This is a genomic window from Paenibacillus sp. FSL L8-0494, assembly GCF_038003695.1.
Taxonomy (GTDB): domain Bacteria; phylum Bacillota; class Bacilli; order Paenibacillales; family Paenibacillaceae; genus Paenibacillus_AQ; species Paenibacillus_AQ odorifer.
The window spans coordinates 2,659,651-2,680,380 of the sequence record NZ_JBBOPQ010000001.1 but is presented as its reverse complement, the minus strand read 5'-3'; the positions used below and the strand labels follow the sequence as shown (position 1 = coordinate 2,680,380).

The window sequence follows — 20,730 nt, the reverse complement described above, 5'->3', positions numbered from 1 at the left end:
CATGGAAGGAACGGAGGGTCCGGGTAAGGGCTTTTGCTCATATCCCCCTCCATCCTCCACCCCTTTAAGTCGCTATTCGGGCTTACACACTAGTCAGAATAATAGGCTCACCTTTAGTCACGATAATCGTATGTTCAAACTGCGCTACCCGACCGTTATCTACAACACTTAGCGTCCAGCCATCCGATTGCTGCTCCACATAGTCCGCTCCAGTCGAGAGGAAAGGCTCTACTGTAATTACTTGTCCTTCCTTCAGTACTGTGGTCACTCTTGGATTATAGAAGGGTAGAATTTCAAAAGGCTTCTCATGCAGTGATTTGCCAATTCCATGGCTACACAGATTACGCACCACTCTATAACCGCGTTTGCGAGCTTCAAGTTCCATCATTCTGCCGATCTCGTTAACCTTCATCCCTGCCCGCAGATGATTGATCACACTCATCATGGTTTCCTCAGTACTCCGGCATAAACGCAGAATATCATCGTTATAGGGCGGCAGTTGAAAAGAAACGCCAGCATCCCCATAATACCCATTCAGCTCAGCAGAGACATCAATGTTGATCAAATCGCCAGCATTAATCACTCTCGGACCCGGAATACCATGAGCAACCTCTTCGTTCACACTGATGCAGGTGCTGCCCGGGAAATTATAAGTTATCTTCGGGGCTGAGGATGCTCCGAAGCTTTCCAGAATCTCAGCTCCAATAAGATCCAACTCCGCAGTCGTCATCCCAGGGGTTACTTTCTTTTTCATCTCGGCGATGGTGTGGCCCACCACTTTTCCAATAGCTTTTAACCCTTCTAAATCTTGTACCGTATCACTTGTCATCCAACACACATTCCTCTCACTTCATGAATTAATCAATTGTCCAGCCTCTGAAATGCACTCCCTACCCACTGAAAAGTATCTTCCACTTGTTTGCCTGCTGCGTTATCGTAGTAACTTCTCTTGAAGCTATGCTCATCAACTTTATCCAGCTTTATGGAATACCGCTCAGGACTGCTGATAAACAGCTGATTTTCAGGTTTAATAGGCAGTTCTTCTATCACGTTATTTCTTCTGAGTGTAAAAAGCTTATAGAAATAACCGTTACTCGTTCCATATTGTCCGATCGTAAAATCGGGATCACCGTCTCCATTATAATCCTCAAACTGAAGCTGGAAAAAATCATTAAAGGTCTGGGCAAATTGATCATTTAACGGATAGCTACTCAGCGTTTTCCCTTGCTCATCAGTCACAACTAGTCTAAATCGGCCACTCCAGTTTCTTCCCGTTAACGGACTGGGTGTAGTCCAATCTTCGCTATATCTCCCCTCTAGCAGTTGCAGATTTAAAAATCCCGCTCTGCCTGTGACCGGAGACAGTTCATTATGTGATAGGGTTACTGGACCTGTTACCTCGACAGAAGTCTCCACAGGGTCTGCCTGTTCAATGTTCTCCGTATCGATTGTTCCATAAATGAGCTTTCTTAACTGGTCAGAGTTTTTTACAGGAATCGTGTAGCCCTGACTGCTGTTCTCCGCTGTAGTAAACATCCCTTCATGTCCAAGTTGATCTCCAAGCGCTATGTAATAGTCTTCCGAATAGCCGTCCCCATAAACAAGCTTCATTTCAAATTCCGGACCCCAATCCAGATCATCAGAAAATTTTTTACTCTTGTTCATAGCCTCCGCAAGCGTCTTGATCAAAACAGAATCCTTTAGCGTTAAGCTCTCTGAGTGCAAAGGACGATCCGCTTGTTTCTGATCACTAGTTGCCACGGGTGTCAACGACACGCCTTCGATCCATCTGGCATTGATGAAGCCCAAATCACTTTTACATCCGCTTAACACTACGACCAATAACAAAGGTGCTATCCATATTAACCGCCTAATGCGAATCGCCTCCAATACATAAGCATATTCCAATTATAACAGTGTCTATAAATATATAAAAACGACTTTACTAACACGCGATTAAAAAAAGACTACAACCTGCTTATTAAAGCGTGGTTCTAGTCTTAAAATGACAATTGATTAGATTGCTCCCATCGTTTTGAGCCAAGCATCCGCAATAAGTGCATGACCTGCAGGAGTAGGATGTACTCCATCATATGCCCAGTAAGCCGGTTCTGCTTTTACGGAGGCCGCTGCAAAAAGTCCATCTAGCGGAACCAGCGGCGCCCCATATTCACGTGCCAGCTCGCGGACAATATGAATTTTAGGATCAAGATCCTGACGCCAAGTTCTACGATCTTCCGGTACAGGCAAAACAAAAGGCTCTATAAGAACTAATTTAGCATCCAAAGATTTCTGAGTGCGTTTAATCAGGTCCCGATATGAAGCTTCAAACTGCTCGGGAGTGGTTTCTTCACCAGAATCAAAACGGCGCCAAGTGTCGTTAATTCCAATATAAATGGACACCCAAGTCGGCTTCAAATCCAGGCAATCCTTATCCCAACGCCCCTGTAAATCAACAATACGGTTGCCACCAATGCCACGGTTAATAAAAGTAAGATTCTTCTCTGGATATAAATACCCCAGACGAGCGGCGACCATCATTGCATAACCCACTCCAAGCGATGAAGCGTCTTCATGATTACGTCCCCAGTCTGTTATGCTGTCACCTTGAAACAGAATGACATCGTTTTGTTGGAATATCATAAATGAAATCCTCCTCTAACTACCTCTGTTAATATAACCCAATCTATTATATCAAATACAATGAATGCAGCCTACTACGAAACATCAATAATGCAAACATTTCACTAAAAAAACAATAACAAAAACCCCGCTCAGATTTGAGCAGGGTTTAGGGTTAAACTATATTAGTAAGCTAGGCTGAACAATCCTTTAATGTGGGACAAGTAACGGATATTACTTGCTTCCTTCATTAGAGTTGCAGGCAAGCCTTTTAACGGAGTAGAACTTGCACCAACGATGGCAACACCGTCTTTACGGCCTAAGCTAGCAAGTGTACCAGAGTTGATTGGGCTAAAGCTTTCAAACGATTTATTTTTCAAGAAAGCATACAGATTGTATCCGATCAATTCACCCATTTGCCAAGCGATTTGAGCAGTTGGAGGGTATGGACGTCCATCTTCTGCAAAGACCACCGCGCTGTCACCAGCAACGAATACATCTTTGTGGGAAGTGGATTGCAAGAACTCATTCACCGTTGCACGACCGCGGTTAACTTCAAGACCGGATTCGCCGATGAGTGGATTTCCTTGTACGCCACCAGTCCATACAAACGTGTTAGCAATAATTTTTTGACCGTCTTTCAAGTCAATCGCATTGCCTTCTACATTCGTAACAGGAAGACCTGTCAAGAATTGTACACCACGTTTTTCCAAGCTTGCTACAGCACGTTCGATCAATGCATCTGGCAATACTGGAAGGATTTTAGGACCTGCTTCAACGAGCATAAGCTTAATTTCTTTAGGATCAACGCCATATTTTTTAGTAAGTGTAGGCAATACATCCGCGATTTCACCAACAAGCTCAACGCCGGTTAAGCCGCCGCCACCGATCAGGATGTTTGCATCTGCTTCATTTTTCGATTTCGCATATTCACGAATACGATCTTCAATATGTTGATGAATTTTGTTAGCATCTGCAGCTGATTTCAATACCATACTGTATTGTTCAAGCCCTGGAATGCCAAAATAAGCTGTAGTGCTGCCAAGACCTACAACAAGCGCGTCATAAGTTAGTGTCACACCATCAGAAAGAACAATTTGTTTGTTCTCCACAGAAAATGAATTAACCTTCGCGATTTTCAGGTCAATATCTTTACCTGCGAAAAGCTTAGTTAGAGGCATAGCAACAGCACCCTCTGCAACACTACCTGCTGCAAGACGATGCAATTCTGTGATGATTTGGTGGGTAGGATACTGATTAACTACAGTAATTTTAGCTTCATCTTTTTTGAGATACTTGCGTACGGTTAAGGCGCTTAGTAGACCACCATAACCTGCTCCTAGAATGACAATATGTTTAGACATGATGTTTCCTCCGTCCCTTACGAATAAGATATGAAAATGATTATTTCTGCTTACTGCGTTCTCCAGCAACTTGAAGGTATGCATTTACGAAACGGAAAAGCTTTTGTGCTTGCGGATCTTTCAACAACTTCATAAGACCAAAAAGACCAATAACTTCGTTACTTTCATTCGCACGATCTTTTGCTTCGATCACTGTAGCTGCCATATTCTTCGCGGAATGCACTACAGGTTCAGCAAGTTCTTTAATTGCACTTACCGTATCACTTTTCAAGACATCATCCGCTGCGACAGTTTGCACAAAGTCATAGGACTTTGTAAGCACGCCAACAAGCTCAGTTAATTTTGGCAGCTGTTCCACCAAGACTGTTAATGATTCCTGAACTTCTGGTTTCAAGAGCTGCTCTAGAACATCCATTTGTTCCTTGCTAACAGCTACTTTTGGTGATTCTTGTTCAGGTTGTGTTTGAGTGATTGATTCTGACATATCCAAATCTCCTCTGCAATAAGCTTTGCTGCTTAATAGTAATGAAAAACATAAGAACTTTTAACGCCATATTTCTATTATAGCACTTATCAAGTTATAAATGTCACAAAGTTTTTGAATTTCCATAAAATTTTGTGATTTTTATTACATTATAATAAATTATTTAAATTACCAGTGTTAATTAAAACCGTTTGAGTGAATTAATGTACAAATTCATTCAAATTCTTCTCAGTTTTCAATAAAACATCCACAATGTCCATATTCTTCTCTGTTAGAAGTAACCTGAAATAAAGAGAACGCAGGAAGTTCTTTGTATTTATTCGAGTAACGTACTGGCTGTGGCTTCTAGGCCAACTGCCACATTGCGCCAAGTTGAGAATCCAATCGGTTATAGACTGCTGTGGAAGTAAATGATGATCGATGATTGTAACTATAATAGTAGCAATCCGTTCATCTTCTTCCTCCCTGAATATGTATTGATCGTTATAAAGCATCTTTTGAACAACTGTCAGAACCTCTTCCCGCACCTCGGCATCACTCTCCGAGCATAAAACCAGCTCATCCAAGGCGTCTGCGCCATGGGCTGCTGCGTGTGCCCAGCCTTCTTTTTCCATATAACCTCTTAAATCCCGTTCTTCCTTATAATAATGAATTAAACCCTGCTTCACCTTTGTAAATTCAGAGCTATCCAATATAGCCTTTTCCCTATGCCGCTGGAGAATAAGAGCAACAACCAATACAGAAAATGTTCTTGTATACACCGTCTGATCTTCTTTGTTCCCAATGTGATAAAACAGATGCTGCTCGTCAAGGAGTATCCACAGCAGTTCACGAAGCTCCGCATCATTAAACCAATGTTTCTCATTAATCCATTTGTAGAATGTGGAATAAATCAATTCATCACGCAGCACAGGCTCGGGAACTCCTAAATGCTCAAGCATCAACTTCACATAATCCTTTATGTCCTCTCCACTTCTAAGCTCGTAGTCATTCTCTTCGATTCTTTGCAAATCTATCATCAATCGTTCTCTACTATTAATCAATTTATCCACCTTTCATTCACCGTGTTTTTACATATCCTAATATCCTAATTTATGTCCTATTTTTTTACAACAGGGTATTCAAGATTAACTTCAATAAATTTTATCATTGACGAATTTTATAGGCTGTGTTATTTTGAGTTAGTAACATTTAGTTAGTAAATTTACAAATATCAGGTGTTTATATTTTACAACCGAATACATACACAACGGAGGAATACTTATGAGCGCTTTTACAGACTTGATTCAGTCCCGCAGATCCGCTATGAATTTTGTGGAAGGGGTCACCATCCCTCAAAATGAATTAGAGGAAATGTTCTCTTACGCCAGATTGGCACCATCGGCCTATAATCTACAGCATACAAATTACAAAGTGATATCTAACGAGAGCTTAAAAGAAGAAATTCGCGAAGCGGCTTACGGCCAATATAAAATCCATACTGCTTCAGCAGTTATTGTAGTGCTAGGAGATAAGCATGCTTATCAGCAGGCTCCAGAAATCTATGGCGGGCTTAAAGCTTTAGGAGCGATGTCACAAGAGGAATATGATGAGCAAATAGAGATGATTAACAATGCTTACATTGATAAGGATGCTTTTCAAAGAGATGAAGCAATACGTAATGCCTCTCTCTCGGCCATGCACTTTATGCTGATCGCCAAAGATAAAGGCTGGGATACCTGCCCGATGATCGGCTTCGATGCTGATGTTATCCAATCCACCTTGAATCTGCCGGATCATATGGTACCTGTTATGCTGATCACGATCGGCAAAGACAAAAAACATAAAATCAGACCCCGCGGCTACCGTAAGCCAGTCAACGAATTCGTTGAGTTCATCTGATTATAGATACAGCAAAACGTTCCATCCGAGGCAAGTAGCGGGTGGAACGTTTTTTAATTGAAACTCATCATGAAGATAGTCGACCATGCGCTCGTTATATAGAAGAAGTTTTACTTCGCATATTGTAAAATGGCAATCGCTGCTCGTTCCCGTCGTTCGGAGTCATCACAAATCAAAGCTTCTTTCAAAATATTAAGCGCCTTAGAGAGCATCTCCTCATCCAATTGCAGCGGACTATTCACTTCTTGTTCATTAGCAGAAACACCTGTAATCCACAGATCCAAGCGAGCACTTGGTTTTGGACCCTTATATTGTACAACCGGTGCACTTTGGTTAAATAACTCCCGCAGGCCTGTGTTTAGTTCAGAAATCGGCAGACTTTTCAACCACGTTACACCACGCCGATGGCATGTACCCTCGTCAACATTATCATTTAACTCGTTGTAAAAATAATCTCCGAGGTCTCCGAGATGTACCCAATCTCCATCGGCCACCAGCACATAATCTCCATCTTGCATCGTATGTACAAATAGCTGAAGGGCTTGCAGATGTTGCATAAGCTCCGGCTCACTATATTGGTAAGTACCGATTAATCGATCATGAAGTTCCTCTATGCTTAGATTCTCCAGATCCCCTATTCCGGGGTAGCCGATACTCACATAATTATCCTCCAAAAATGTGCTGATCCGCTCAATCCCCAGTGGCTTAGATCCCATCCGAAACAGATTCATATGTCATTCCTCCAAATACTTAATAAAATGCTTATAGTAGCCCTTGGATTTGGGAGTAACAAACCGTCCATCATTCGCAGAATCCTTCATTAGTTTATGAAGATTCGGACCTCCAGTATAGGGATCTACTACGCTAGCCTTCAGTCTTGTCGCTTGGATTGCCTTCTGAGGACAAGAATAAACACAACGCATACATAATAAACAATTTTGACTGAAAACAATTCCTTCTACGCCGCTACTAATATTGGATGTTGGACAGTTGCTGACACATTTTAAACATAGTGTGCAAGCGTCCGTTGTACTCAATCCTTTGGCGAAGTATTTTCCCCCTTGGTGTTCCTCACAATAATATACTGTTCTCAGAACCCGCTCCAACACAGGGTGAATCGGCAGATTTCGTGGTGTTCGGTTTACGATTTCCTCTGCAAACAATTCCACCTTACGCTGTGCGGCTTGGTACAACTGCTTATTCAACCTGTCATCATATTTGATATAAAAATTACATGGCATCGCCAAAATGGAATTGTGAAAAGGGATATATCCCTTCCCACGCAAAGAACGAAGAACCGTATTCGAAGCACCGTTATTGATATAGTGTGGAGAGGATGCCGTTTTGAATACAAATGCCGGGGTTCCATTACATTCAGGCAGCTGATCTGCAAAATGTTCAACAAAACCGGAAGCGCCAAAGCCTAGAACCGGATGACCAATACCTATAAGATCATAGGCTTCATATTCTACAGAACGAGTGCCTTTAATAATATCTTCCACTCTAAACAAATCTACGTCTTGCCCTTTACTTCTTAGCCTTTCAGCAAATTGCTTAGCAATAATCTCCGTATTGCCAGTACCTGAGAAATAAAATATGGCCGTCTTTGCATTATGCATTCCATCCCCTCCCAGATCAAATATACCTCATTCCCGTCTGGGAAAGCTGTGATGCTGAAGTGGGTTTGGGCTATTTCGGACTCAGTTGCTCTTATTTCTATAATTTCGCTCGTTTTGCCACACTATCAGACTCAGTTGCAGCTATTCGCTCAAATGTACTCAAATACTGCAATTAACATATCCTCAATCATGCGTCCTCACAGGAGTAATTAAAAAAAGTGTGGACGAAGATGCGTCTACAGGCAGGATCACCAGCGGTCTTTCTTTTCCCGCGAACCTGATTCTAAGCGTCTCACTATCAATCGCCCGAAGGATGTCCCTGAAATATTTTCCGTTAAAGGCTACTCGAAAATGATCACCCTCTAGATGCTCCAAAGGAATCTCTTCTTTTACATCCCCAATTTCTGCAGTCTTGGACACTAAACTTAGCGTGTTAGAAGGAAGTACGCTGAGCATAACACTCTCACCAGCCAATATAGAAATACGTTCAACCACATGTAACAAACGGTCTGTCTTAACAATCACTTCGGAGAGATACGCTTTTGGGATTAAATTATTGACAGAGGGATAAGTTCCTTCTAGAAGGGCAGACTGAACCCTCAATCCATTAGAAATAAATCTGATCTGCTTGGGGCCTATTTCTAAATCGGTGCTGCTGTCTGCATCATCGCTTAATATTTTTAAAAGATCCTCCAGGCTGCTGCCCGGGATTACAACATCTAAAGGAATTGCACCGTAATCTTCTATGCTTTCAACAATATGCTGGGCGAAGCGGATGCCATCAGTGGCGACTACACGAATATTTCGCTTATCTATTTGAAGCAAAACTCCTGTGAGCACAGGTCTGGTTTCCGATGAAGAGACCGCAAAAACCACTCTTTTAAATATTTGCTTCAGGAGAGTGTTCTTCATGCTTATCTTTTGAATGTTTGGATGATCTATGTATTGGATTCTTGGAAACTCTGCCGCATCCATTCCACATAAACGAAATTGAGTGTTCCCTGATTGAATGTTTAGAATCAATGCCTCTTCGATTTCCAGCCTAATTAGTCCAGGATCAAGCTTACGAATGATCTCATAAAAATAACGCGCGGGAACTACGATCTCACCTGTGTTGTGCACAACCATCGAATCCATCTTCACAGGGAGCTTATATTCAATGGTCATTCTTATATTGCTGGCTGTTAATATCAGACCCTGAGTTTGCGCCTGAATAAGTATTCCTGAAAGAACACGTGAGGAACTATTCGCGGATATGGCTTTTAATGCTGCCTGTAATGCGGTACTAAGAGAATCTTTTGATACATGGATTAGCAAAGACTTCACCTAACTCTCCTTAGATTCCTTTACAAAATGCGCCTCAATAATGTTCCGAAATACTTGAGAGCGAGATGCGTTCTGATCCGCACAAGCCTGCTCTATCTCCTGCCAAACGTCCTCAGATAACGTCAAAGATACCTTTTTAGTTACACCAGTGCTTTTTCTACCCGCACCCTCCCGAAGACCTCCCCTTGTAAAAAGAAACCCCAACTGCCCATCTTTAGTAGCTACACCTACTTTAACTTTATCCTCGTTGTTACTTGCGCTATCGCTAGTGACTTTATCTTTAATTTCGCTAAAATTGCTCCTCTTGTGTACGCCTTCGAATTTATGATCACCCAATCCCTCGCACCTCCGTATTTGAATTTAGTAACTTAAATCAATGCATTCACTAATTTCATAATACCATAATCGCCATTAATCCACCACAAGTCTAACCACAAAAAAAACACCCCAAAGATCGGAGTGTGTGTGGTGGGCTAGGCATGAGTTTGGTATGCGTTGGGTATGAGTTGGGTATTGCAACGTTAACCCATGGATTTTTTATTTTGCTTAAATTTTTTTGTGAATGTATGAGTTAATTGCACTTTATACAACTATAAACAATACATAGTGCTGCCCGAGCGAAATAAGTGTATTCTCTGCAACTAAATTCATCGATATTAACAAATTAGTGTGAAAAGACTTCTTTTAACTGCACCAAATGCAACTAAAAGTGACTAAGCTTATTATCTCCTGCAAATAAGTGCATAAACTGCAACTATCCCGTTTACCCGCTCCCGGACACACGCACTCACCCTCATCACGCCACTAGCCCAACCTTCCTCCCCTCTCACTCACCATCTCCTAAGACTCCCTTCCCTACTCAACCCATTACCTTTACCGCAGAACTCCCTACTCATGTAAAAATAGCTCGCCTCATAACTCAACGCGCGGCACATATTAACATCTACTCTTCCGCCCGCCTTACCTAAACTACACTATCTCAGGATGTTCTGATAATTTGGTGGGAAGTCTGACTTTTGGGGGTCTTTTAGATGCTTGAACGATTCAAGCTTCACCTTAGGACCAGGAGAGATCCTAAAAGTCATGGTATCTTCTCCAACTGAAATATGTGGACCTACTGTAGGATATACGTTAAGTGTAATCAAGAAATCAAACCCACGGAAACCATTGAGCCGCTTCACCTCAGTCACATCCACAAAGTAAGGATAAACCATTGGCGATTCTCGCAGAAGCGGTGAATAAATATCTGCAATTTTTTTCTCAATATGGGGTAAAAGTAATAACATCAGAATGTCTTGAAACTTAAGTTCGCGAGAATCTTGATCTGGCAGTTGAAGTCCCGAATCAGACCTGGAGGGCGTTATAGATTGAGGTTGAATTAACCTATTAGCGGAGCAAGGTTGTGGCGTCAGAACAAGCATCACTGCGACAAGAAGGGGAGCAATCCAGCTTTTTTTCATCACAATAGCCTCCTTAGGGAACTTTATATAAATTCCCCAAAGAGACCCTATTTTTATACGTTAAATCTCAATCCTGTCAAAAAGAAAGGGTTCTCCCTTAAGATAATTTTTCAGGATCGCTAGCGCATAGGGCTGTTCTGCTTTTAGACCCTCAGTTTCCCTAGGATCGGATACGTGATGGCAATAATTTTCGATCATAACCATGACCGTAAAATTCTCTAAAGTCTGAACCCACTCCCCATCGAGCTTGGCGATACTTTCGTACCCCTTAATGACCCCTTCTCTTTGCAATGGATACAGTCCAAGAAGGGTATGTGCCACGTCATAAAGATAATAACCCCAACCACATCTTCCAAAATCAATCGGCCGAGGTTCGCCCTCTTTAAATATGATGTTGCCTTGATGTAAATCTCCATGGATAACGCCATAAGACCTTCTGTTCTTATTTTTATGCTGCTTGCTTAACCAGTTGTATAATTTTTCAGCTGCCGACTGATACAGCACAAACTCATCATCCGTAAGAAAACAATGATAATGCAGCTTTAAACGAAGCATTGCTTTTCGAAAGCTATGCTCATCCCAAACAGGACGATTAAAGCCAGAGGGTAACTCCAGCTCCTGTGCCGCCTTATGCAGCTTGGCTAATAGAACGCCTTCTTTGTAAATTTGTTCTTCGGTAAGTCTTTCATTCGCATGTTCCCCTTCAACCCAACGCATTAAAGAGGCATACACACCTTCTCCATTTCCCTGTTCCACTCTGAACGTTACAGCACCTGTGCGATCGTGAATACCTTTTGGCAGGGGGACATCAATTTTGCTCTTCAAAAGCTCCAGCCACGCGATTTCGGAGTTGATTTCCTCTTTAGATCTCCCCGAATGAAGGCGCAGTAAAAAAGTTCCCTCTTTATTAGTTTCGATTACAAAGGTACAGGTATCCGATAGCTGGTTAAAACGAATCTGCGTCCAATCCAGGTCAAAGTTCTGAAGCGCCATTAAAGCTGCCTGCTTATAATTTTTTCTCATCGCAAAGGAAGGAACACTTCAGCCTCATCGGGCCAGGAAGGGTTCGCAATTTGATAGATTTCTATATCCAATCCAAGATCATTACTCTGCAAACTGTTATTAAATTCTTGCTTCATTTCCGGCAATTCAAGCACTTGGACTTGGCCTTCAACATTCATAAATAACCATCCCTTCAATGATCTATAAAAATGAAAACTATCTGAAAAAATATTTATCTTGAAAATATTTTCAGAAAACTAAATAATAGAAAAGCAATACTTACATGTCGGATCTATCATCTTAACCAAGGTGGAGCTTCATTACAGGCAGAAGAAAGGTTGAACATCGGCATCATGAATGCAATTCCAAACCTCAACAAGGCACAAACACGCAAAGAACGAGCAGGGAAAGAGCCCTTTCCCATCTCTATACTTTCTCTTACGGTAGGCGCTTTTGCGATTGGTATGACTGAGTTTGTTATTATGGGTATTTTACCAAATGTCGCCAACGATTTACAGGTTAGTATTTCGACTGCTGGCCAACTCATTACAATGTACGCACTTGGAGTGGCCGTTGGCGCACCCATCCTGACCATTCTCACGCAACGCATTCCACAAAAGAAACTGTTATGTCTTCTCATGATTCTTTTTATACTGGGCAACGGAATCTCTGTGTTTGCACCCAACTATACCGTTCTCATGGTAGCTCGTATAATTACAGCTTTAACTCATGGTACTTTTTTTGGGGTTGGCGCAGTCATCGCATCCAATCTTGTACAACCCAATAAGCGGGCCGGAGCCGTATCTATTATGATGGCAGGTTTAACGATAGCCAATATTGTCGGAGTTCCTCTAGGGACATTTATTGGACAAAGTATGGGCTGGCGGGCCTCATTTGCAGCGATTGCTGTCATGGGAGTCGCCGCGCTGATCGGTATTCTCATTTTTATTCCAAAGCTTAAACAAGAGAAACCAGCGAGTGTTATCCAGCAGATTGCTGCGCTGGCTAATCCAAAGCTGCTACTATTCTTATTGATCGGGGCGTTAGGGAACGCCAGCTTGTTCACCGTGTTCACATATATTACTCCACTGCTTGAAGAAGTGACTGGTTTTGCTGAACATAGTGTGACTTGGATTCTAGTCTTATTCGGCTGTGGGGTGACCATCGGGAACATCGTTGGCGGAAAGCTTGCGGATTGGAAGCTGATGCCTTCTATCGTGGGACTTTATTTTGCAGTCAGTATGATTCTAACGATCTTTTCCTTCACGATGCATAGCCCAATAGCTGCGGTAATCACAATATTTTTCTGGGGTATGGTGTCCTTTGCGGTCATGCCGGGTCTGCAAATACGGATTATGAGTCTGGCTCAGGCAGCCCCTGCACTTGCCTCAACGACCAGCCACTCCGCCGGGAATCTCGGTAACGCAACGGGTGCCTTTATTGGCGGTTGGGTCATTTCTCATTTAGCGATCACTTCGCTTCCTTGGGTCGGTGCGGTTCTAGTGGGCCTTGGTCTGGTATTAGGCATAGCTTGTTTTGTAGCAGAACGGAAAGAAACTGTGGCGTAAGCTTTATAGATATTTATACAAAAAACGAGGGCGCTCCCAAAGTCATCATGGCTTGAGGCACCCTCGTTTTATATTTCAGAGGAACAATTCTGCTCTTCTAATCTTCAACATCTGCTTTGCACCTTTTTGAAATTCATAAGGAACCTCTAGTTCCTCTGCAGTAAATCCTTGCCTCACCAAATCATCAATAAGGCGGTCTAAATGCTCATACCTTTTACAAGAAAGGTCGACTAGTGGAAAGATTCGAAGCTCGCCTCTCGTCACCCGCATTAGTTCCTTAACAGCCTTTAGATGAAATTCATAGTCCAGCCGATCGCTGTACATAAATAGAAAGTGAGCAGATAATGTCAGATCAAATGCTTCATCCGCAAATGGCAGATCCGGAAGTACCACAGGAACATAACGCTCCGGGGTTTGTCTTCGATCTTTAGTGCTGGCGGTTAAAGCTGCGTTCCTAGCTTCGGTCAGGCCCTCGATTGATTTAAAGTAGTTCCAAACGAAGTTATCCTGTACTTTTTCCATTCCGGACATCGCATGCGCAATATCTTGAACCCCTTTGTCTGCCAGCTCATCTTCAGAGTAATAGTAAGCAATATCGGCAGCCGTTACAGCACCACCCAACTGATTCGCTATTGCTGTAAAAGAACAAGCACCCGCAGGACAATCCAGAATTCTCTGGCCGATGAGATCTGATTCCAGCAAATCAAACATACGTAAATATTCCTCATAGGTCCTGCCAATAAAAACAATTCTCTCCAAATCAAGCTTTCCCTTTGCTCCGCTCATCTCAGCTCACCTTTCCTCTTCTAGGCTCATTTACACTTCTACTTCTGTTTTAATATACGAATAAGGTAATCAATTAAAATCCCCAAAATCAAAAACGTTCCAAAATGAATAATATAAGTTGGGAATCTGACGCTGATTAACGCACTATTGGTTCCCCATCTCGGATTATTTACATCAACCATGAAGCTTTCAAAAGGTTCTGTAAAGATCAGTGTATCTATAATAGGGTTCAAACGTACAAGAATAATATTCGCGATCCCCACCCCCAGATAGTCACTCAGACAGATGATGATACTTATAATCGAAAGCCAGAAACTGAATTTCCTCCTAAAAAACATCAAACACCGCCCTTTCTATTTTTTCTATTTCTTAACAATTCGTTTAAAATTCAAAATATCCTTGTCACGGTTAGTTCCTGTTTTAAAAAATGATACAATCTGGAGCTCGCTAGCTTAAGCGGATAATCTGAAAGTTTACACAGGATACCACAGGTCATATCAATAACCTTTCCCTCCAGCTTCCGTACTATAGTTCCTGCTGGGGCTGGATTCAGCACAATCTCAGGCACAAGAGCCACGCCTAAACCACTTCCCACAAAATATTTCAGCGCCGTCATGCTCCCAATCTCCATAGTATTTAGTGGCGGCCCACCTGATTCCTGCAGCACACTTTCTAATTTTTTGCGATAAGGACAATTCGCTGCCGTAATCAATAAGCGATGAGCCTGTATATCCTCTGGGGTGATACTCTCCTTGGATGCTAGCGGATGCTCTTCTGGCAAAAGTAACACAAATTCCTCTGCAAATAAGGGTTCAAAATAAAGCTCCTTGCCGAGCTCAGGCGCCGAGCACACAGCCATATCAATTTCACCACGCAGGAGTAGTTCACTAAGTGCTGCGGTTCCCGCAATATCCACGGAGACTTTCACTTTAGGAAACTGTGCCATAAACTCACTTAAAAGCTGCGGAAAACGATAGCTCGCCGTCGGGTCCGTTACCCCTAATCGCACGTTGCCAGCTTCCCCTATTTTTAAATCAGCCAAACGGCTCTCTAGTCGTTCCATATCTTTAACGATATGTAAGCTCTCTTCATAAAACAATCTGCCTGCTTCTGTTAAGCTGATTTGCTTACCCCGCTCAAGCAATTGACATCCCAGATCAGATTCAAGCCTTTGCATCTGCATCGTAACTGTAGATTGGGCATAGTTCAATTCTTCTGCGGCACGATTAAAGCTTCCGGAAGTTACGATTGTTTGAAAGGTTTTTATTGTTTTTAGATCCATCCTAGTGTCCTCCAGTGTTCAATTCAAATAAATTGAACCAAACTTTCATTATATTCAATTATACGAAATCCACTTTTCTCTATAGAATACTTTATATCAACAACATACGCCAACTTAAGGAGTGCATGAGGATGGATCTCAACAATAAAGTCGCATTAGTAACTGGTGGAGGGACTGGAATGGGCAAAGCTGTAAGCTTGGAACTATCCAAACGCGGGGCTCACGTCGTAGTGAACTATTCTAGATCTGAGGATGAAGCCAATGAAACCGTAAAGACAATTCTGAATCAAGGGGGGCAGGCTATAGCAATACAAGCCAACGTTTCTAAAGATCAAGAAGTGCAGAGTATGGTGGATTCGATTATTCAGCATTTCGGGACAATAGATCTGCTAGTGAATAATGCCAGTATAACTAAACATATTGCTCTCGGAGATCTGGAAAAGGCAACCGAGGAAGTATGGGATGAGCTATATGATGTAAATGTGAAAGGAATGTTTTTCTGCGCCAGAGCGGTTGCACCATATATGAATCATAAAAATTCAGGAGCCATCATCAATCTCGGCAGCATCGCTGGACAGACAGGCTTAGGCTCCTCCCTTCCTTATGCCGTCTCCAAAGCGGCTGTCCACGGTCTTACGAAATCGCTGGCACACGCGCTGGCTCCAAATATTAGAGTTAACTGTGTAGCACCGGGCGCCGTTGCTACTAGATGGTGGGCTGGACGAGAAGAACAGATGTATAAACTAGCCCCTAATCTGCTGCTTCAGCATATTTCAACCCCCGAAGATATCGCCCAGTTCGTCTGCGCTGCGCTAGAACAGGAAGCAATGACTGGACAGATCATTACCATAGATAGCGGACAAACATTGTAACAGCCAAAACAGCTAATGGTATGTCAGAACTACTTTTAAGTATCATTAGCTGGTTCTTACGTACCGTACAGGACGAAGTGAAGCGTTGATAGAATAATTGGGGAATTTCTCCCTAAAATTCTGAGTTTTCTGGTCATCCAACCAATAATTAGGGAAATCCTCCCTAATTATTAGCTAATTTACTGAAAAATAACGAATTCGCCTGATTTTTAGGGAGGAATTCCCTGATTTCGTTGATTTAAAGCAAATACCGGCTATTTTCAGGGAGGTTTTCCCTAATTACTCTCTAGCCCACACCGCACGAACCATAAATGCATCTGACATACCACATAACGTATACCCACGCCTCCTCATAGCACATACCACATACCACATGATTCATAGAACGTAGCCATCCGACATATCACATATCGCATGACTCATAGAACGTAGCACATAGCGTATCCCACATGCCTCATAGAACGCGTAGTACATAGCCTATAGCGTATATCACATAGAACATACCACCTATAGCCTGAGGGTTAAAGTAAGAAGCTGCCCCAAAGTAGAATTTTCTACTTTTAGGACAGCCTTTTCAGCATAACTATTGGTGAAGATTCTTAATTAGGTTCACTACCCCAGATCAGATTACCCGAGATGTAGGCTGGCGCTTTTGTCCAGTCTACAAAATTGGTATCAACCGCATTAAAGGAGTAATCTCCGGTTTGAGTGTAATTTGACCAATCCTCTTTAGCTACTCGCACTTGGATATCGATGCTCGCACCCGCAGCAAGTGAACCTGCTGCACTCGAGAATCCAAGCTCCAGATAATAATCCGCATCAGCTTTAGCCGTTGGCAGCTTCACAAACGTGCCCGTTACATTCGCGCTTCCAGCCTGTGACCAATCGCAAAAGAAGCTTTGTGCCTTCTCTCCGTCAATTGTGTAATAATATCTTAATTTCACATCAGAAAGTGCAACAGCACTTGTACTTGTGTTCACCAGCTTGAACTTTGGATTTAGCGTATTTCCGGAAGCAGTCACTGTACCGTTATACATCTGCACTTTCAGTGCTGCTGTAGGAGCTACTGACGTATCTGAGATAGTGACAACCAAGGATTGTGCGGCTCCGGCACTAAACTCAAAGGTCAGCGTTGTCGTTCCTACGGCTTGAGTTGCCAGATACTCCTTCTTGAGAGTGACTGTTGATCCACTTACCGTATAATCCGTTCCGGCTACAAGGGTTGCCGTTCCGTTCTTGATCGTGCTCAGTGTATTTCCGTTCAACGTCATAGTTACTGCAACGTCTGCTTGATTTGCTGTTTTCTTATCAAAACCTGCGCTGCTTGGGGTGATGGTCGAGTTGGATACTGGTGTTGTAGTATCCGTTACCGTTACCGCCAAGGATTGTGTGGCTCCAGCGCTAAAGCTGAACGTCAGCGTAGTCGTTCCTAACGCTTGCGTCGCTAAATATGCTTTTTTAATCGTCACTGTTGATCCACTTACCGTATAATCCGTTCCGGCCACGAGGGTTGCCGTTCCATTTTTGATCGTGCTCAGCGTATTTCCGTTCAACGTCATAGTTACTGCAACGTCTGCTTGATTTGCTGTTTTCTTATCAAAACCTGCGCTGCTTGGGGTGATGGTCGAGTTAGATACTGGTGTTGTAGTATCCGTTACCGTTACCGCCAAGGATTGTGTGGCTCCAGCGCTAAAGCTGAACGTCAGCGTAGTCGTTCCTAACGCTTGCGTCGCTAAATACGCTTTTTTAATCGTCACTGTTGATCCACTTACCGTATAATCCGTTCCGGCCACGAGGGTTGCCGTTCCGTTCTTGATCGTGCTCAGTGTATTTCCGTTCAACGTCATAGTTACTGCGACGTCTACCTGATTCGCTGTTTTCTTATCAAAGCTTGCAGTTATTGGCGTAATGGTCGAGCCTGTAGCTGGTGGATTTACAGGATCAGCATACAAGGTGCCTCGGCCATTCGTACCGAGATATACACGTCCATAGATTCTTGGATCCCCAGTAATCGCCATATTGATCTTAGCGTATTGGTGAGCATCGTCATTAATACGTACCCAAGTTGCGCCAACATCATCGGAACGGAAAACGCCCCTTACACCATCAATCTTCGCTACGGTGTACAATGCCATATAAGTTTGGCCCGGAGCAGCCTTACCATAACCAATAAGATCAGCTTCTTCTACATTCGTTAACTTCGTGAAGCTCGCACCTGAATTAGTGGAGTGCCATAGACCATATTTATTCTCAACCGTATTCCCTCCGGCGAACCAAATGTCGCCTTCAATACCTGGAACTGCCTTCATACTGATTTGGGCTTCATTCGGCTGTAATCCAGCCACATTATTGGTCGGGAAGCCCGAAGCTGCGGTGGCAGTAAATGTAGCTCCACCATCCACACTTACATAGAAAGTTCCTGCATAGAATCCATAATATTTGTTAGGATTCACGCGATCAGACGCTATCTTCGCCCCTGCCGGTAATCCTGCACTTGCTGTCCAAGAATTGCCTGAGGTTTTGGAGTAATAGACCCCAATATCTGAGGTGCTCCACAGAATGGAATTACCACTTGCAGAGACTGCCACTTGTCCATGGCCCACCGTTGTTTTGGTTCCATTTGAAGGCTCGGAGTTTGGCATATACCAGTTCACTCCACCATCGTTAGAGATACCAATGGACTTCATGCTTGGCGTTTTTTCTTTATCTGCACTGCCTACCCGCACCATAAAGGACGGACTCAGTTCAGCATAGTCAATACTCATCGTCGTTGCCCATGAAGGACTGGTCTGGAATTTAGTCGGCGCTACCGACAAATCCTCATGACGGAAACCGGAAACGTCACCAAGTGCAGTGATCAAATGGGAAGTTCCCGTTGGCGGGCTAATTAGCCCCAGCACTGCAGTTTCCTCCACACCTTTTGCCATGACAGAGATATTTACCTTGCCACCGGTATCCCATGAGGTCAAATTGTTCGAGCCATAAATTGTTGCTCCAGTGCCGTACATCATTCGATTCGAGTTAAATGGATCAATTTCCAAATCACCCATCATCCAGCCTAACTTCGGTGAAGGATCCAGGGATGTAGAAGTGGTTCCATGATCGAGCCATGGAGCGGCGGTGATATCCATACTGAACTTATAAGTCCGTTCTGGATAATTGCCCCAATCCCAAATGCGACTCCAAGTAGCGCCACCGTTGGTACTGCGGAAAATGACTTCATCAGGCCACCAGGCGTTTAAGCTGGATACCATCAATGTGTTAGGGTGCTGAGCATCCAGCGCCAATCCACCAAAGCCGTACCAATTATCTGTACCAGTCGTAGGACTGATATTGGTCCAAGCCCCACTAGTTTTGTTGTATTTCCATACTTCACCCTTACTACCATCATACGGTCCTACACCATTACTATAAGTAATATAGAGGTCGCCTGTGGATGACAGCTCGCCGTGATGTGGCAAGAAACCCGTAGGTTGTCCAGCCAGAGCTGTCCAGGTTACTCCACCATCTGTACTCCGATATACACTGCTAGCCGTGTCGGCTACACCCACATAGATCGTTTGAGTAGCGTTGCCAAGTGTACCTGTACTCTTATCGAAAGTGATCCAAGACAATCCGACGAGATCATTCCCATAATCAAGTGTCGGATTCTGAATATACGTGCCTACGTTTGGAAAAGAGGTTACCTTTGACCAAGTTACACCTGAGTCAATACTTTTCCAGAGGCCATTACCACTTCTAGCTCCAAAGTAGAGAATGTTGTTCTTATTGGGGTCGATGACTAGGCGTTCACCAGCGGAACGGCCCGGCATATTGCCACCTACTTTAAAAGGCAGTGGTGTGGTTTGCCAGGTGTTCCCCCGGTCATTAGAGCGCATAATCTGGCCATTATTATCCCAATGATTAGTATACGTACCCGTTGCCATGTAGACTTTATTAGGATCAATTGGGTCTGTAGCCAGAGCATCTACGCCATTCTTGTTCCAATCCACCCAGCCTACCGAGTCACTAATTGAGACCCAACTGGATGTAGCTTGATTCCAGCGATAGGCACCGCCAATATCTGTTCTGGCATAAATCAGATCCGGTTCAGTTTGATTAAAAATAATTCCGGGTACAAAGCCCCCGCCAGCTCCCGTTACAACGCTTTTCCAGGTGTAAGGTTCACTTGAGGCTGCATGGGTAGTAGCTGGGAATGCAGAGAATAAAGAGCCTACCATCGCGCCAAGCAGGACCAAAAGTCCTGTTTTCCGGATACGGTTACGAATCACGTTTTACGCCTCCTACGATATAATTGGTTTGTTTATGCCTTCTTCTTACTCTATATCCCTGCTCCTCCCTCCCCCTTAATCCATACCTTTAGAACTTAGAATCCATTTTCTGATAACGCTTTCATTATAATGGTAAGGTTTTTCATTATCGAGAGAAAATGGTTATATTTTGCAGAAGATTGTCTCTAAAAAT

19 protein-coding genes and 1 pseudogene are annotated in these 20,730 nt (G+C 43.2%); 3 read left to right on the top strand and 17 right to left on the bottom strand.

Translation table 11 applies throughout. The features are described 5' to 3' along the window. Window positions 1-82 precede the first annotated feature (82 nt). From map to NYE35_RS11880, 6 genes are all read right to left on the bottom strand, one after another. Window positions 83-829: a type I methionyl aminopeptidase gene (map, locus tag NYE35_RS11905; RefSeq protein WP_076100706.1), complete on the bottom strand. Its 747-nt coding sequence runs from the start codon at window positions 827-829 to the stop codon at window positions 83-85. Window positions 830-861: 32 nt separating this feature from the next. Then, entirely contained in the window at window positions 862-1,848 is a 987-nt protein-coding gene (locus tag NYE35_RS11900) for a hypothetical protein (RefSeq protein ID WP_143761272.1), read from the bottom strand. 168 nt (window positions 1,849-2,016) lie between these two features. Beyond that, a complete protein-coding gene (locus tag NYE35_RS11895; protein ID WP_076100709.1) occupies window positions 2,017-2,643 on the bottom strand; it encodes an SGNH/GDSL hydrolase family protein in 627 nt (208 codons plus the stop codon). 164 nt (window positions 2,644-2,807) lie between these two features. After that, window positions 2,808-3,986 (bottom strand): NAD(P)/FAD-dependent oxidoreductase, encoded by a 1,179-nt coding sequence (locus tag NYE35_RS11890; RefSeq protein WP_036685891.1) that lies wholly within the window; start codon window positions 3,984-3,986, stop codon window positions 2,808-2,810. Window positions 3,987-4,026: 40 nt separating this feature from the next. Continuing rightward, the gene (locus NYE35_RS11885) at window positions 4,027-4,470 is read right to left on the bottom strand and encodes a DUF1641 domain-containing protein (RefSeq protein ID WP_036685888.1); all 444 of its coding nucleotides are present in this window, start codon (window positions 4,468-4,470) and stop codon (window positions 4,027-4,029) included. 200 nt (window positions 4,471-4,670) lie between these two features. After that, window positions 4,671-5,513, bottom strand: coding sequence for a DUF2785 domain-containing protein (locus tag NYE35_RS11880; protein WP_076225135.1), 843 nt, complete (start codon window positions 5,511-5,513; stop codon window positions 4,671-4,673). A gap of 220 nt (window positions 5,514-5,733) precedes the next feature. On the opposite strand from NYE35_RS11880, the gene NYE35_RS11875 reads away from it, so the two are divergent. Beyond that, the gene (locus tag NYE35_RS11875; RefSeq protein WP_036685885.1) at window positions 5,734-6,351 is read left to right on the top strand and encodes a nitroreductase family protein; all 618 of its coding nucleotides are present in this window, start codon (window positions 5,734-5,736) and stop codon (window positions 6,349-6,351) included. A gap of 110 nt (window positions 6,352-6,461) precedes the next feature. On the opposite strand, the gene NYE35_RS11870 is transcribed toward NYE35_RS11875, so the two are convergent. The 7 genes from NYE35_RS11870 to NYE35_RS11840 form a co-directional block, all read right to left on the bottom strand. Further along, entirely contained in the window at window positions 6,462-7,082 is a 621-nt protein-coding gene (locus NYE35_RS11870; RefSeq protein ID WP_076105485.1) for a hypothetical protein, read from the bottom strand. 3 nt (window positions 7,083-7,085) lie between these two features. Further along, window positions 7,086-7,970 carry an EFR1 family ferrodoxin gene (locus tag NYE35_RS11865; protein ID WP_076105484.1) on the bottom strand — a complete coding sequence of 295 codons (885 nt, stop codon included), beginning with the start codon at window positions 7,968-7,970 and terminating at the stop codon, window positions 7,086-7,088. A gap of 183 nt (window positions 7,971-8,153) precedes the next feature. After that, window positions 8,154-9,296 (bottom strand): DNA polymerase III subunit beta, encoded by a 1,143-nt coding sequence (dnaN, locus tag NYE35_RS11860; protein WP_076105483.1) that lies wholly within the window; start codon window positions 9,294-9,296, stop codon window positions 8,154-8,156. Then, the gene (locus tag NYE35_RS11855) at window positions 9,297-9,632 is read right to left on the bottom strand and encodes a hypothetical protein (RefSeq protein WP_235219526.1); all 336 of its coding nucleotides are present in this window, start codon (window positions 9,630-9,632) and stop codon (window positions 9,297-9,299) included. Window positions 9,633-10,270: 638 nt separating this feature from the next. Then, on the bottom strand, window positions 10,271-10,756 hold the full coding sequence (locus NYE35_RS11850) for a DUF3888 domain-containing protein (protein ID WP_036685880.1): 486 nt from the start codon (window positions 10,754-10,756) through the stop codon (window positions 10,271-10,273). A 60-nt stretch (window positions 10,757-10,816) separates the two neighbouring features. Further along, window positions 10,817-11,749 carry a phosphotransferase enzyme family protein gene (locus NYE35_RS11845; RefSeq protein WP_254924695.1) on the bottom strand — a complete coding sequence of 311 codons (933 nt, stop codon included), beginning with the start codon at window positions 11,747-11,749 and terminating at the stop codon, window positions 10,817-10,819. Between the two features lie 26 nt (window positions 11,750-11,775). Continuing rightward, complete coding sequence (locus tag NYE35_RS11840; protein ID WP_155288118.1) at window positions 11,776-11,937, bottom strand: hypothetical protein; 162 nt, start codon at window positions 11,935-11,937, stop codon at window positions 11,776-11,778. Between the two features lie 174 nt (window positions 11,938-12,111). On the opposite strand from NYE35_RS11840, the gene NYE35_RS11835 reads away from it, so the two are divergent. Continuing rightward, window positions 12,112-13,326: an MFS transporter gene (locus NYE35_RS11835; protein WP_038574369.1), complete on the top strand. Its 1,215-nt coding sequence runs from the start codon at window positions 12,112-12,114 to the stop codon at window positions 13,324-13,326. A gap of 75 nt (window positions 13,327-13,401) precedes the next feature. Here NYE35_RS11835 and NYE35_RS11830 read toward each other — a convergent pair whose 3' ends face one another. Together NYE35_RS11830 and NYE35_RS11825 are read right to left on the bottom strand one after the other, a co-directional pair. Next, entirely contained in the window at window positions 13,402-14,112 is a 711-nt protein-coding gene (locus NYE35_RS11830; protein WP_341121086.1) for an SAM-dependent methyltransferase, read from the bottom strand. Between the two features lie 388 nt (window positions 14,113-14,500). Continuing rightward, window positions 14,501-15,394 (bottom strand): LysR family transcriptional regulator, encoded by an 894-nt coding sequence (locus tag NYE35_RS11825; protein ID WP_341121084.1) that lies wholly within the window; start codon window positions 15,392-15,394, stop codon window positions 14,501-14,503. Window positions 15,395-15,525: 131 nt separating this feature from the next. Here NYE35_RS11825 and NYE35_RS11820 point away from each other — a divergent pair, with 131 nt between their 5' ends. Then, window positions 15,526-16,266 (top strand): SDR family NAD(P)-dependent oxidoreductase, encoded by a 741-nt coding sequence (locus NYE35_RS11820; RefSeq protein WP_076100720.1) that lies wholly within the window; start codon window positions 15,526-15,528, stop codon window positions 16,264-16,266. A 599-nt stretch (window positions 16,267-16,865) separates the two neighbouring features. Here NYE35_RS11820 and NYE35_RS31410 read toward each other — a convergent pair. After that, window positions 16,866-17,600, bottom strand: a complete 735-nt coding sequence (locus NYE35_RS31410) for a X2-like carbohydrate binding domain-containing protein (RefSeq protein WP_445321968.1) — start codon at window positions 17,598-17,600, stop codon at window positions 16,866-16,868. Beyond that, a pseudogene (locus NYE35_RS11815) lies at window positions 17,601-20,486 on the bottom strand (X2-like carbohydrate binding domain-containing protein); the annotation flags it as partial. It abuts the gene before it with no gap. Between the last annotated feature and the right edge of the window lie 244 nt (window positions 20,487-20,730).